This is a genomic window from Fibrella rubiginis (genome assembly GCF_017353185.1).
GTDB classification, from domain to species: domain Bacteria; phylum Bacteroidota; class Bacteroidia; order Cytophagales; family Spirosomataceae; genus Fibrella; species Fibrella rubiginis.
On sequence record NZ_JAFMYV010000013.1, the window covers coordinates 100,252 to 114,201 of the forward strand.

General features: G+C 52.2%; 10 protein-coding genes. 6 read left to right on the forward strand and 4 right to left on the reverse strand.

What is annotated here, in order from left to right; translation table 11 throughout:
* Positions 1-22: 22 nt before the first annotated feature.
* The 4 genes from J2I47_RS22175 to J2I47_RS22190 all read right to left on the reverse strand — a co-directional run bounded on the left by J2I47_RS22175 (position 23) and on the right by J2I47_RS22190 (position 4,473).
* A complete protein-coding gene (locus J2I47_RS22175) occupies positions 23-919 on the reverse strand; it encodes a DUF4249 family protein (protein WP_229374873.1) in 897 nt (298 codons plus the stop codon).
* Between the two features lies 1 nt (position 920).
* A complete protein-coding gene (locus J2I47_RS22180) occupies positions 921-3,212 on the reverse strand; it encodes a TonB-dependent receptor (protein ID WP_207366807.1) in 2,292 nt (763 codons plus the stop codon).
* 6 nt (positions 3,213-3,218) lie between these two features.
* Positions 3,219-3,569, reverse strand: a complete 351-nt coding sequence (locus J2I47_RS22185) for a hypothetical protein (RefSeq protein ID WP_229374874.1) — start codon at positions 3,567-3,569, stop codon at positions 3,219-3,221.
* 73 nt (positions 3,570-3,642) lie between these two features.
* Positions 3,643-4,473, reverse strand: coding sequence for a hypothetical protein (locus tag J2I47_RS22190; RefSeq protein WP_207366808.1), 831 nt, complete (start codon positions 4,471-4,473; stop codon positions 3,643-3,645).
* Positions 4,474-4,667: 194 nt separating this feature from the next.
* Here J2I47_RS22190 and J2I47_RS22195 point away from each other — a divergent pair, with 194 nt between their 5' ends.
* From J2I47_RS22195 to J2I47_RS22220, 6 genes are all read left to right on the forward strand, one after another.
* Positions 4,668-5,219, forward strand: a complete 552-nt coding sequence (locus tag J2I47_RS22195) for an RNA polymerase sigma factor (RefSeq protein WP_229374875.1) — start codon at positions 4,668-4,670, stop codon at positions 5,217-5,219.
* Positions 5,212-6,648: a hypothetical protein gene (locus J2I47_RS22200; protein ID WP_207366809.1), complete on the forward strand. Its 1,437-nt coding sequence runs from the start codon at positions 5,212-5,214 to the stop codon at positions 6,646-6,648. Before J2I47_RS22195 ends, J2I47_RS22200 begins: the two co-directional genes overlap by 8 nt.
* A gap of 20 nt (positions 6,649-6,668) precedes the next feature.
* A complete protein-coding gene (locus J2I47_RS22205; protein WP_207366810.1) occupies positions 6,669-7,631 on the forward strand; it encodes a metallophosphoesterase in 963 nt (320 codons plus the stop codon).
* 214 nt (positions 7,632-7,845) lie between these two features.
* Positions 7,846-10,287, forward strand: a complete 2,442-nt coding sequence (locus tag J2I47_RS22210; RefSeq protein ID WP_207366811.1) for a TonB-dependent receptor — start codon at positions 7,846-7,848, stop codon at positions 10,285-10,287.
* Between the two features lie 226 nt (positions 10,288-10,513).
* Complete coding sequence (locus J2I47_RS22215) at positions 10,514-11,404, forward strand: sterol desaturase family protein (RefSeq protein ID WP_207366812.1); 891 nt, start codon at positions 10,514-10,516, stop codon at positions 11,402-11,404.
* A complete protein-coding gene (locus J2I47_RS22220; RefSeq protein WP_207366813.1) occupies positions 11,401-13,926 on the forward strand; it encodes a DUF5686 family protein in 2,526 nt (841 codons plus the stop codon). The genes J2I47_RS22215 and J2I47_RS22220 overlap by 4 nt, the downstream gene beginning before the upstream one ends.
* Positions 13,927-13,950 lie beyond the last annotated feature (24 nt).

Below are 13,950 nucleotides of genomic sequence, written 5' to 3' on the forward strand. Positions count from 1 at the left end.
TAGGAAAGTTGAACCGGTGGGCTTATTCATGGTACACAAACCGCACAGAGTCCGAAATGGCATACGCGCCAAAGACACCAATTGCCCCCGCCCCAAACTGGCCGGGCTTGCTTATATACACAGGTTCAACAAAGGGGTTAAACTGCGCCAGTTTCTGGCGGTCAAGATTGTCGTAAAACTGGAAGGTGTTGCGATCAACAGTCAGGAGCTTAATGTAGGCCTCCTGTCCCCGCTTGTGTTTGAAGGCTGGTTCTACCGCAATTTGCTGCCGGGTGCCATCCGTATTGCGGTCCTCATATACCGAACGGCCTACTTCCTGCACGTACGTAGTTTTACCAATCGAGCAAGGACTAATCACCGTTTCGGCCCGGATGACGGTGTCAGGAATGACTCGGTTCATTTGATACCGGTAATAGTCGCCCACGCCGACTGGATCGGTAAAAGTGACCAGTACGCCCTCATGTTCGCCATACACATCGCGGTATGAGGATGTATAGCCAATACTGTCGATAGTTGCTTTACGTTGATTCGTCGAAGCTGATGCAGTAAATGTCTGCCCATTGACTTGTACCGTCAGCGTATAAGCCTGTCCCGGCCGCACGAGCCGCTGTCCTTTAAAATAATAGTCATATTCACAACGAACCGCGTTGAAGGTAGAATCTAAACGGAGAGTTTCGCGGTTTTCTCCATCAATGAGGATAACGGTAGCGGTGCGAATCACCAATTGATTGCTTGATACACTCGCATCGAAATAAGGAACTGTCCGAAAGACGTAAGCCGTAGCAATCTGTCCCGGTGTAATCAGACTCTGGATGCTAACTACACCATCGTAAGCCACCGGAGCCACCGTGATAACGCGGTCACAGCCGGCCAGCAGGGCCAGACAGGTAAGCAATAAGGAAAGTTGGATCGATTTCATCTCAGAATTTAAAATTATAGCTAACGCCGGGGATGATAGGCAGCAACGACACCTGCCGCGCCTGCGGCTGTTTGGTGGTTGGGTCGGTGGTCAGATAGATGAAATATGGATTGAGCCGACTGTACACATTGTAGATACTAAATACCCACTCCGACTCATACGCCCTTTTCCATAAATGGCGTTTTTTGCGGTAAATCGCGCTTACGTCGAGCCGGTTGTAGGCCCGGAAGCGGGTATTATTGCGGCTTGTATAATCGTAGTATGTACCATCGTATAGACTTCCATCGCTATATACCGGCACCCGCCCTGCAGGCAGCGTATAAGCCCCACCGCTATTAAAGACAAAGTTGGCCGACAAGACCCAGCGGGGACTCAGTTCATACGTACCGACTACCGACAATACATGCCGACGGTCGTAGGTGAACGGAAATAGTTGCCCGTAGTTGAGGTCAGCAAATGTCTGCGTGGTCTTCGAGAGGGTGTAGGCCAACCAGCCGGTTAGCCGTCCTGTGTTCTTGCGGACAAACGCTTCCAGGCCATATGATTCGCCCCGGCCAAAGGTAAGTTGCGTATCAATGTTTGTATCGAAAAGCAGTTGCGTCCCCTGTTTGAAAAGTACCTGATTCTGCATGGTTTTGTAGTAGGCTTCCAGACTTAGTTCATAGCGGTTACCTTCAACGCTACGAAACAAACCCAGAGCTACCTGTCGGCTAAATTGGGGCTTCACGACGGGGCTGCTGCTCACCCAAATGTCGGTGGGCAGCGAAGCCGTGCTATTAGGTACCAGATGCAGAAACTGGTTCATCTCCGTATAGGCAGCCTTCATCGATAGTTGGGGTGAGAAAGCATATTTAGCGGTCAGGCGAGGTTCGAGCCGGGCATAAGTGGTGCCACCTGCCGAATAAACCGGTACGCGCAAACCAACGCTTACGGCTACCTTGTCGGACAGCCGCCACTCATCATTGACGAAAAAAGCCGATTCCTGTGCGTAGTTGTAGCGTAGGCTGTCGGGTTGTAACGTCAGTGAATTACCCTTCCTGGGCACTTTGGCTGAATACGATGAGGGAGCAAACCGGTGTTCGGTCCACTGAAGGCCCGCTTTAATCTGATGAGTGGGTGAAGGATACCATTCCAGTGTCGACTTGGCCGACCAATCTCGAATACCCGTGTAAAGCAGTGCGTAATAGTTACCCTGCGTGGTGGATAACGACAGGTGGTAGTCGTTGTAGAGCAGAGACGTATTGATGAATATCTTCTGACCCAGCAGGTGATTCCAGCGGAAGGTGGCTGTGCGGTTGCCGAAGCCGATACCATAATTGAGACTACTGGCCCCGGTGAAGGCAGCCCGGTCTTGTCCGTTGAACAGGCTGACGAATAGATGATCGCGCTTACTAAGCTCGTAATTAAGTTTGGCGTTTAGATCGGAAAGAGAATAGTTGGTACTATTGCCCCCGCTTTGAAACGGTTTGAGCAGCAGATCTAAATAACTGCGCCGGGCGGACACGATAAACGAGGATTTACCCCGTTGCAGCGGACCTTCGAGGGTCAGGTTAGATGAAATTAAGCCGATTCCTCCTTCCCCGCTGAATTTATAGCGGTTTCCTTCGCGCATGGTGATATCGAGCACCGACGAAAGCCGCCCTCCGTACTGAGCCGGGAAACCACCCTTAATGAGGTTGACACTGTTGAGCGCGTTGACGTTGAACGTACTGAACAGGCCGAATAAGTGGTTGGGGTTGTAAACGGTGGCCTCGTCAAGCAGCACTAAATTCTGGTCGATGTTGCCCCCGCGCACGAAGAAACCCGTTGTTCCTTCGTTCCCCGACTGAACCCCCGGCAGAAACTGGATGACCTTCAGCACATCGCGTTCCCCGGCAATCATGGGCAGGGTACGAATCTGCTTCATGGATACGTTGATGGCCGACAGTTGAGGGCGTTGCACATGATCGTCACTGGCCGTCGCCTGCACCATCACTTCATTCAACTGTTGGTTCTCGGCTGTTAACGCAAGGGTAAGGTTCTGAGTCGTCTGAGCGGTTAGCTTCTCGACGCGGGTTGTGTAGCCGATAAAGCTGGCCTGAACCCGAATGGTGTCGGCAGTCTGGGGTAAGCTGAGCGAATAGTACCCATAAGCGTTGGCCTGTACGCCGACCTTTTGCAGCGGGGCATACACAGTAGCACCAATCAGCGCTTCGCCGGTTCGGGCATCGCGAACGTACCCGCTTACAGTAATACGCGACTGGGCCAACAGCAGCGAAGGCAGCAGCCAGAGGCTTAAAAATAGACAACGCATGAGCGATTAGTTCAAGTGGACAGCACCAAAAACAATGAGCGTTGGGGCGTAGTTGGTCGGTGGCAACTTCTCGGCTAACTGGGTGGGGAGTGGACCATAATAGGCCTCATTGTCGTAAACTTCCGGCAACCGAAGTATGACGTGAATGAGCAGGTCAAATACATCGGTCAGATGCTGAGTAGTATCAGGAGGAAACGACAGGCCTGTAATCAGAGAAATATCGACCAGCACTAATTCAATCTGCCAATCGGTTAGGCCAAGATCCCGACGAAAGTCGCTGAAGATGTTGACTTGCCAGGGCGCAAGTCCTGTTTTTTTGTGCAGGATGCGCCGTAAGGTTTGGATGCTGAATGTCATGGCCGATCTACACGTAGCGTGAGGAAAATAGCAGGAACCAATCCGTCGAGAGCGAATCGGTTCCTGAATCTGGTTAGAACGTCAATACGGCTCCAAGCCCAACACCCCGGCGGCTGGGTACGAACCGTAAGGTTGTAGCGGCCCGACCGTTATAGCGATCAGCCGCCCGGCGGAACTGTACCCCTGCCCGGTGGTTTAGCCAAAGTGACGTAGCACCCAGTAATACCCCGCTCCCCGTTAGGACAGCACCGACCAGGACCGCATCATCATGTCCATCACTGCTATTCTCGCCCGAGGTGTTTGTATCGGTCGGGTCATTATCCCGGCCTTGGTACGCGTTGCCCATGCCGTCATGACCACCTCCGCCTTCACCGGCAATCAGTAGCCCCACACCCGTTCCAATCAAAGCCACAGCAGGAATAGCCGTGACGACTGACCAGGTACGTAGTGAACAACCTTTTTCAAAGCTTGTGATCGCGTCAGGCTGGTTGTACAGTAAAGACTTGACCTCTGAGTTACCCAGTCGCTGTCCGTTAGCCGCGTAAAAGTGGCTAAACAAACCACTCTTATACCGCAATCCCTCAGTGCCTATAGGTATCGGCTCAGTTGCCATCGAAGCCGCATCTGGCTTGAACATGTGTGACGGTTTGGTCAACAATAGCCCACTGTTAGTGCCAAATGAATCTTTACTGCCATTGGCATACTTGATAAGCAGTACGTCGCGGAGCGGAGCCGTATAAACAGGGCCTTCGGGATTAGAAGACTTACGGTATTTTAAATCCGTTTGATTAACTTCCATCACTTTGGCTGAAATTTCCTCGCCATTTCGGAGAACGATATTGTCTTGGGCGTAAACAAATGTGGCCGTCAGGAAGGTGGCCACCAGGGTGGTAAGTACACGCATGGATTTATTAATTAAATGCTCGTAATTGATTAACAGAATGGCATACGGCATTGTGGACCTACGCCGTTGCCTGAGCGGGATCTCAAAAATTTATTTTTTTTGGAGGCAACGGCGACTGACAATAGTTCCGTAGGATACTACGGTACGTAATCCCTGTGATGCCTGTGATTTTTCGACGAAGTAAAAACCTCGCTTTGCCCGACATTCTTGACGGTTGTCGTCGCGAAAAACCGGCGGCTCAAAAGCAGTTGTTTGAGGCCTACTACAGCTTCGGCGTAAGTATTTGTCTTCGTTACGCCAGCAGTCGGGAAGAGGCCGAGGAGATGTTTGACGATGGCTTTCTGCGAGTGCTCAACAAGATATTATATTACGACCCGGAGCAGCCGTTTGATGCCTGGTTTCGGACAGTCATGGTGCATTCGGCTATTGACCACTACCGGCGCAACAAATCCCCACTAACCTATACGGACATCGACGAAGCTTATGACGTGGGGGAAGCTGACAACTTACTCGAACAGTTGGCCGCCGACGAAATTATGGCTGTGGTTCAGCAGTTACCGCCAGCTTACCGTACCGTTTTTTCATTGCACGTAGTGGATGGGTATTCCCATCCCGAAATCGCCCAGATGCTGGGTATCCACGAAGGTACATCGCGCTCAAATCTGGCTAAAGCGCGCCAGAAACTACAGGAATTGCTTATGGATTGGACCACTACACGCTCAGTAAACCGACGAAACTATGTCTAACGAACGTTTCGACCGACTGATAAAACAAAACCTGGAATCGGTCAGGCCAGGCTATCAACCGAGTGCCTGGACTCGTTTTCGGAAACGCCTGCCTTTGGGCTTTTGGGCTAGCCTGTTACCCTACGGGGGCTGGCTACTCAGTGCTCTGATGCTGACAGGCTGGATGACTACGTTGTACACACTGCATACGAATCAGCAGGTGATTAAACGGCTGACCAAAACGCTGACTGTACGAACAGACCCGGTTAAAATGAACCCGGCTCCTCCAGTACCGACCGTATCAACCCATCGGATTGATACGGTGTACGTTGTACAGCGCACGGTGGTCGAGCATCGATACATACATGAACGGGAAGCTAACATACGGACTAGCAGTAACCAGCTAATCAGTCAGGCACGTCCCACCAACGAACCGGCAAATCGTCGCTTAAGTCGGTCTGAACGGCAAGGTGATAGCACACGGTTAGGCGGAACTCCAGGAGAGTCAAAATCTCTGGTAGCTCCACGTCCAACGGCCAGCAATACGCACAAACCGGATCAACTAAGCCGGAATAATACCAGCGGGCACAGGCCAGATAAGCCAAGCCCAAGCGACGTAGTCACGAGTAATCAGATGCGTCAAATTACACCATCGCCCACAAAGGGGACCGTAGCTGATTCGGTGAACCGAGTTAGTACCGAAGCCACAGCGGCCATTCCGATTGATTCAAACCAGGTCCTAAAAGACAGGCCCACGTTGACCAAAGTCGATTCGGCAACGCAGAAACCGGCCAAACCCGAAGTCATCCCTTTGGCAGCACAACCGGCCAAGCAAAGCCGTCCTCCGTTCCGGCTGTCGTCGTTACAGCCGCGTGTTGGCGTTGAGACGGGAGCCACCTTAGACGGCGTGGGCGTTGGGCCAGCCATTGAGTTCTTCCCGACGGAAAACCTTGGCATATCTATAGGTGTGCAGGCTTCGCAGTTACAGCTCGAAGAGCACAAAGAATTAAGGGATTTCAATGCGGCAACGGGGGCAGAGTTTGTTGAGAAGTACCGCGCCTTCTTGCCCGCCCAGTATGATCAGATAAAGGATATATCAGTACGTACCTCATTGGTTAGTCTGCCCGTGAGTTTGAAATACTACGTACCCCTGCGTCGAAACTGGTCGCTGCTTTTTCAGACTGGAACCAGTTTCGACGTAGCCGCTTATCAGCAGGTGCGGTACGAAAGTTATTATCAGGGAAACGAGCAGTTCCATTCGTTTGAGATGGATGCCCAGCCACGCTTCTTCCACAACTTCATGTTTGGGGCTGGGGTGCAGTATCGTCGTCCGCGCATCTCGGCTCAATTAAGCCCCTATTACCTCTACGATTTCAGAAGCATCGCTAACACACCGGCGGGCAACAACGTAGGCATCAAAGCATCGGTCTGGCTGGATTTGTTTAAGTGAACGGTTTAAGACTAATCTGTATGCGTGGTCGGAGTAGCATTTTTGGCTGGCTGATACTGGTTGGTTTGGTAACCACTACCTGCCGATCTCCATCTGCTGAACTGGCAACACCTGCCTTACCTATACGGGTGCTGCCCAACAGTGTAACTTTTTTCGCACTTGCCGACTGGGGCGTGGGTGGCTTGTTTCACCAACAGGCCGTCGCTGACCAATTGAACCAGTACGCGGGTAGTTTGTCGCCTTCATTTCTTGTCTTAGCCGGGGACAATTTCTATACGAATGGAGTACAGAGCGTTAATGATCCTAAATGGCAATTGAGCTTTGAGCAGGTCTATTCTGGTAGCCGTCTGCCCCAAGCGTTCGAGATTGCCTTGGGTAATCATGACTATCAGGGTAACGTTCAGGCTCAGCTTGATTATGCATTGAAACATCCGCGCTGGCAGTTGCCGGCACGTTATTACACAAAGGTTTTTGTTAGCAACGGCGTAACTGTCCGCCTACTAATTCTCGACACCAGCCCTTTTATCAACGCGTATCGTCAGACTCCGACGGCTTATCCAGATATTCTACAAAATACAGATCGTCAACTACAGTGGGCCGACAGCGTGCTAACCCATTCCACCGAAATGTGTACCATTGTGGTTGGTCACCATCCTATTTATTCAGCAGGTGCCGACCATGGCGATCAGCCCGAGCTGATCAACCAGCTTTTACCTTTGCTTCAGAAACATAAAGTGCCCCTTTACCTGAGTGGTCACTCTCATACATTGCAACATTTATCGAATGGCGGAGTGACTGACTTCGTAATTTCGGGGGGCGGAGGTGCGCCATTGGGAAGTATAGCAGATTCATCACGTTGTGCTTTCAGCCGGGCCAGCGGTGGGTTTGCCGTTATTTCTGCTAATACCGATAGTCTGCAAGTATCTTTTGTCAATCAAGGTGGTCACCTGTTGTATCAGTTTAGAAAATCTTTACCTCACTGATACAGTTTTTCAAAGCAATAAGCACTGGCATTCATTCCAAGAAACAGTCGGTTCGACGGGTGAAAGAAGGCATTCGGCCTGGTTGATTTAATCATTCAACCTATAGCCTGTTACGTTTGTGCATAGATGCCAGATTTGCTTCAGATTTCGACAGAACCTTTGTGGCATCTTGGTGGTCAACCTGTTTGATCTCGCCTGCCCATATGCTATTTTGATGAATACTCGTTTTTTACTTCTACTCAACGTATTTGTTGTATCGCTCTGTCCGGCCTGGGCGCAGCTAACCGGACAAGTGCTTGATGCCAGCACACAGCAACCCATGCCCTTTGCTTCTGTTGCGGTCTGGCAAAAAACCGGCCGGGATAGTACGCTGCTGGGTGGTAGTCAGACCGATACGTCGGGCCGTTTCGTAGTGACCAACCTGCCCGCTTCGCCCGTATGGGCCAACATTTCATTCGTAGGCTACCAGGCCATTCACCAGCGGGTAGTACTATCGGGTACACCGGGTCGGGCCGATTTGGGTATGGTTACTCTTCGCGCTGATGCTCATCTGTTGAATGAGGTGAAAGTGATGGGCGAGAAAGCCGGCCTGACCATGAACGCCGAAAAGCGGGTGTTCAACGTTGGCAAGAACCTCACCAGCTTAGGCGGAACCGCCGAGTCGCTGCTACGTAACGTTCCCTCAATCAATCTGGATGAGGGCGGCAATCCCAGCCTGCGCGGCCTGGCCACAACCATCTACGTCAACGGCAAACCTACTCAATTAACTCTTGCCCAGATTCCGGCCAATCAGATTGAGTCGGTGGAGTTGATTACGAATCCTTCCGCCCGGTACGATGCCTCTACGTCGGGCGGGATCGTCAACCTTATTTTGAAGAAAAACCGTGAGCCGGGGTACAACGGAATGGTCAGTGTCGGGATTGGCAACAACCACCGGTACGATGCTACGGCTAACATCGACTGGCACGAAGGCAAGTGGAACGTGACGGCCCTTTACAGTCTGAACGCTACGCAGAATCCCCTGACCGGCTATGTGAACCGCGTCAATCGGCTGGCTGGTTCGGGAGTACCAACCAGTCATTTCGACCAGAATACGCTGATCAACCTGAACAACCAGTTCCAGAACAGCCGCGTGGCGATAGACTATGCCGCCGACAAACGGAACGTTTTTTCGCTGGCTGGTACGTTGGCGGGCGGGGCATTCAACACCGTCTCGGCCCAGCAGTACACCTACCGGGATGCGGCTGGCAACCGCACCGGCTACGGGAGTCGTGACCTTGACCCACAGAACAATTTTACGAACCTGGGGGCCGAGTTTGACTGGAAGCACAGCTTTGCCCGCAAAGGACAAGAGCTTACCCTCATGACCTCGTTGACTCGAAACCGGGTATCGAACGCGGCCAATTGGCTGACGACTTCCTACAACGCGGATGGCACGAGTCAGCCTACGTACCCTGAACGAGACCGCATCGACGGACGTACCATCGGGAATCAATACCTGGTTCAGTTGGATTACGTCCATCCAGTGAGCGACTCGGCCAAGTGGGAGTTTGGGGTACGTAGCTTCACCTACAATCGTGATACCCAGTACTTTTTCAATCAGTTGCTTGATGGCAACAGTACGTATGCCCTCTTGCCTACCTACTCCCAGAACGCCGATATCCGTGAGATTGTCAATGCCGCCTATGCTCTCTATACCCGAACGCTTCGGAGTGGCATCAACATTCAGGCGGGTCTGCGGCTGGAACATTCGAGTCTGCACGGCCTTTCGCGTTTTGATGGTACTCGCTTTGGTTACGATTACCCATCCCGAACGGGGCAAAATTTCTTTCAGTCATTTTTTCCTTCCTTCTCAGCGACCAAAAAACTCAATGAGACTTCCGAATTGGGCCTGAGTCTCAGTCGTAAGGTAGGTCGTCCCAACTTCCGACACGTATTCATTGGTATCCAGGCTAATGATCGGCAGAACATTACCATTGGTAATCCAGCCGTGCGGCCTGAGTTTGTCAATACCGCCGAACTGACCTACACGCACACGAAGGGGCCACTGCAATGGCTGGCCACGGCTTACTACATCTACGAAGATCACACCATTAAGCCATTTACGCAGCCCTCAGCGACTGATTCAACGATCCTGGTTACGACGTTCATCAACGTAAAAGCCGATATTCAATACGGTCTTGACCAAACGCTCAAGCTCGATCTGGGTCGTCGGTTGAGCCTGATTGGTAACGTGAATCTGCGCAACTTCACTATTCAGTCGGAGACACTCCAGAATCAATTGTGGGTCTATAATGCCAAGCTGAATCTGACGTACCGGTTCCCCGCCAACATCACGGCGCAGGTAGGTGCTTTTCGCGACAGCCGGGGTGTGTCGCTACAGGGCTATCGGCAGGCGGTCAACTCGATGGACGCGGCCCTGCGCAAGAGCTTTATGCAAAACCGGGCCAGCGTAGTCTTCACCGTCAACGACGTGTTTAATTCACGCCGGTTTATTACTACCTACGAACAGCCGACCATCTTCCAATCGTCGATGAACCGACGCGAAGTGCGGTTCTACAAAGTGACGCTCCAGATGCCGTTGGGCCGACCGGGCGCAACCTCCCGGCGCAATGGGCGCAAACTCGAACGCCCCGACGTTGATTTTAGCAACTAAACGGCACCCCATTGCTCAAGCGGGGCTGTCTTCACCATCCGGCAAATGCCGGATGGTGAAGACAGCCCCCGTTTTTTTGGTGTCAGTTTTATCCTTGATGAAGGCAGCGGTTGAGGGCATTTTGCCCGTATGCAATTGGGAAGGCAAACACGCTTGAGGCCCTGGCTCAAGTTCAGATTGCCCACAGAAACGCCTTCCACCTTTGCGGAGGCCAAGCCCCAATTCAATGCAATCGCTGATCCGCTATTTTGCCAACGTACCTGATGTACACCGAGTGCTGTTGCTGACTGTATCCATCGCCTTCTTCTGGTGGTTAGAACATGCCAAATCGCTCGTAGCGACTGGCCGTTCCTGGCACCATGCCCTAACCAACGCTACGTTTGTTTTCACCGGGGCTGTCGTCCAGCTTTTCTTTGGCTATGCGCTGCTAAATACGCTTAACTGGACAGCCCATCACCATTGGGGCCTGGTACGTCTCCTACCGGTAGACCAACACCCTGTGTTGGATTTCGCGCTGTCATTTCTGCTGCTTGATCTGCTGGAATACGTCTACCACGTATTCATGCACCGGTACAGCTACCTATGGCGGTTTCACGCCGTTCACCACGCCGACCCGGCAATAGACGTATCGACGGTCCTGCGGGAGCACCCCGGTGAAACGGCCATCCGGCTTGCCTTCCTGACGGTTTGGGTGTTCATCAGTGGCATTACGTTTTGGGCACTTATGGCTCGGCAGTTTATTCAAATCGTCTCGAACGTAGCGGCTCATGCACACCTTCGCTTGCCCGAACAGCTCGACCGAGTACTAAGCTGGGTGCTGGTGACGCCCAACATGCATCACGTGCATCATCACGAAAAGCAGCCCTACACCGATAGCAACTACGGCGATGTACTGAGCATCTGGGACCGATTGTTCGGCACCTTCCGCCGGATGCGGGCCGAACAGATTGTGTTTGGGCTGGATACCGTCAACGAGCCAGTGGAGGGCGTATCCTTCGGTCACCTGCTCATGCAGCCTTTTCAAGGACGACCTACGCCAAAGTTACCCGCCAACATACCCATTTCACAGCCTGCTTCGGCACATTCGATGGCCGGTACAACCAACATTGACGCATGAAAAACATCCTTTGGTGCTGCCTGATAAGCTGGATCTTCTGGCCGGGTTTTACCTGGGCGCAGACAACTGCACCCAGCGCGCCTACCCTGTCGGTACGCATCACTGAAGCCGGAACGGGCAAGCCGGTCTCCTTCGTCAGCGGCTATCTGAAACGCGGACGCAACGGCAATACCGCCGACGAAAACGGGCTACTATCTCTGTCTATCAAGCAACTACCCGACACGTTGCTGCTTTCTGAAGTAGGGTATGAACCGGTTACGGTACCAATTGCTACCCAGCCTACTGATACCCTGATTATCAACATGCGGACAGTAACGGGTCAGTTAGATGAGGTGGTGGTAACGGGTTACCGCGATCCGGGTAAAGCTTTGATGAAGAAGGTTATTGCTAACAAGCGAACCAACGACCCACAACGGCTGACCCGCTGGACGCGCAACAATTACCTCCGCACGGAGGTGGATATAGAAAACCTGTCGGCGAATCAGAAGCGTAAGCTGCTCACCACCATGCTGAAGGTGTATCAGCAGTTTCAAAATGATTCGTCGGCACGTACCTCGCTTCCCATCTTTTTCCGCGAACAGTACCGGAAAGAATACCACATCCGCTCTCCCCAAAGCGATGCAGCCTATCTGGTTTCTGAGCAAAATCTGGGGCTGCAAACGGATGAGATAGGGCAACGACTTGACCGATTCAATGAACCGCTTAATCCATACGACGGTATTATTCCGATCCAGAAAACGTCCTTTGTTGGACCCGCGTCGGATATTGGTCTCGCCGTGTATCAGTTCGATAAACCCGACACGCTGATTGATGCCGGGAAATATAGCTACCGATTAACCTTTCGGCCCCGCAGCACCACCGAGAATGGATTCGTAGGCAGCTTGCTAATTGACGATGGATCTTATGCCATCCGGGAGGTGAACATTCGCACCAATGCGGGGGCGAACCTCAATTTTATTCGTTCCCTCTCTATTCAACAGACGTACCTGCCCATTGACGATTCAGAGCGCGGAACCGTCTGGGTGTTGACTAAAAATGCGCTTCGCTACGGATTTGAAAACGGGCTTGGGCTATTGGGATTGCCTACCCGCATTGACTCGACAAGCCGCACGGTTACCATCCAGAGCACAAGCGTGTATGGAAATTACAAGATTAATCCGGAAGGCGTTACGGCCACCAACTTCGCGCTCGCCGAACAAACCACGCCCTCAGTCGCTACGTTCACGGATGCCTACCGGCTCAGTCCGTTGACCACCCGGGAGCGGGCCATCTATCAGGCGGTTGATTCGCTTAAGAACAACCGGCAGTTTCGCAACACAACCCGGATGGCGGCTTTTATTACCACTGGCTACTGGGATGTTCGTAACAAGGTTCGGTTCGGTCCTTACAGTTCCCTATTCAGCTCTAACCTGACCGAAGGGTTACGGATTCGGACGGGACTCTGGACGATGGAAGGTTTTGATCCGCGCTGGTGCTTGTGGGGGTACGTAGCCTATGGCACCCGCGACCGACGGTTCAAAGAAACGGTTGGTATCAAGTACGTAGCCAATCGAAGCCCCTATCAGAAGTATGAACTGACGCTAAAGAATGACTACGATGCCCTGACAGCTAATGATGACATGTTGGACAACGACAACCTGTTCACGCTGGCCCTCCGCAAACCGATCCCGGTATACCAGAATTTTCTGCGTCAGGTACGTTTCGCGCACGAACGGGACCTTAGTCCGTTGTGGTCGGTAAAGACTTATTACAGCTACGGGTCTATGACCCCTACGTTTAAATTCAGTTACGCCCCGTCTGACGAGATCGTCAACGTGGCTGACTCATCGGTGTCGTTGCTGAATACCCTCTATAATTCAGAAGTAGGTGTTACGTTTCGCTATGCCCGTAACGAGCGAACCGCCATCGTGAACTATGATAAGTTGCGGCTGTACACCCGCTTCCCGGTCTGGCAGTTTCACGCAGCGGCAGGCGTGCCCCTTTACCGGAACACCTATTTCGATTACTGGAAACTGAGCACCAGCCTGTCGCAGGAAATGCCTGCTCCGCTTAAAGGTTCATTTTACTACAACCTGACGGGTGGCGTTGTTCTGGGCACGGTTCCATTACTGCTATTGCACATCCCGCGCGGCAACCCAAACTACGTGGCTGACAAGTACGCATTCTACAGCATGAGTCCCTACGAATTTGCCGCCGACCGTTACGTAAGCCTGCTCACGCGCTATTCCCTCGGCGGGTTGATCTTAGACCGCATTCCGCTTATTAACAAACTCGGCCTTCGGGAGCGGGTAACGGCGAATCTGTTCTGGGGTAGTCTAAGCGGAGCTAACCGCGATTTCAATAAGATAAACACCTTCCGTACTACCGGCTCCGTGCCCTATGCGGAAGCGGGCGTAGGCATTGAAAACATCCTGAACCTTTTTTCCATTGATGCCATCTGGCGACTCAACTACCTCAATGGCGCAGACGCGGCCCGTAGCACCCGATTTGGCATTTATACTGGTCTTAAACTTCAATTTTAATGAAACTATGCGTAGGCAACGTAT

Bases quoted from the DNA above. Each gene is read 5' to 3' on its own strand.
- J2I47_RS22175 (WP_229374873.1), bottom strand. From the start codon at position 919: ATGAAATCGATCCAACTTTCCTTATTGCTTACCTGTCTGGCCCTGCTG.
- J2I47_RS22180 (WP_207366807.1), bottom strand. From the start codon at position 3,212: ATGCGTTGTCTATTTTTAAGCCTCTGGCTGCTGCCTTCGCTGCTGTTG.
- J2I47_RS22185 (WP_229374874.1), bottom strand. From the start codon at position 3,569: ATGACATTCAGCATCCAAACCTTACGGCGCATCCTGCACAAAAAAACA.
- J2I47_RS22190 (WP_207366808.1), bottom strand. From the start codon at position 4,473: ATGCGTGTACTTACCACCCTGGTGGCCACCTTCCTGACGGCCACATTT.
- J2I47_RS22200 (WP_207366809.1), top strand. From the start codon at position 5,212: ATGTCTAACGAACGTTTCGACCGACTGATAAAACAAAACCTGGAATCG.
- J2I47_RS22205 (WP_207366810.1), top strand. From the start codon at position 6,669: ATGCGTGGTCGGAGTAGCATTTTTGGCTGGCTGATACTGGTTGGTTTG.
- J2I47_RS22210 (WP_207366811.1), top strand. From the start codon at position 7,846: ATGAATACTCGTTTTTTACTTCTACTCAACGTATTTGTTGTATCGCTC.
- J2I47_RS22215 (WP_207366812.1), top strand. From the start codon at position 10,514: ATGCAATCGCTGATCCGCTATTTTGCCAACGTACCTGATGTACACCGA.
- J2I47_RS22220 (WP_207366813.1), top strand. From the start codon at position 11,401: ATGAAAAACATCCTTTGGTGCTGCCTGATAAGCTGGATCTTCTGGCCG.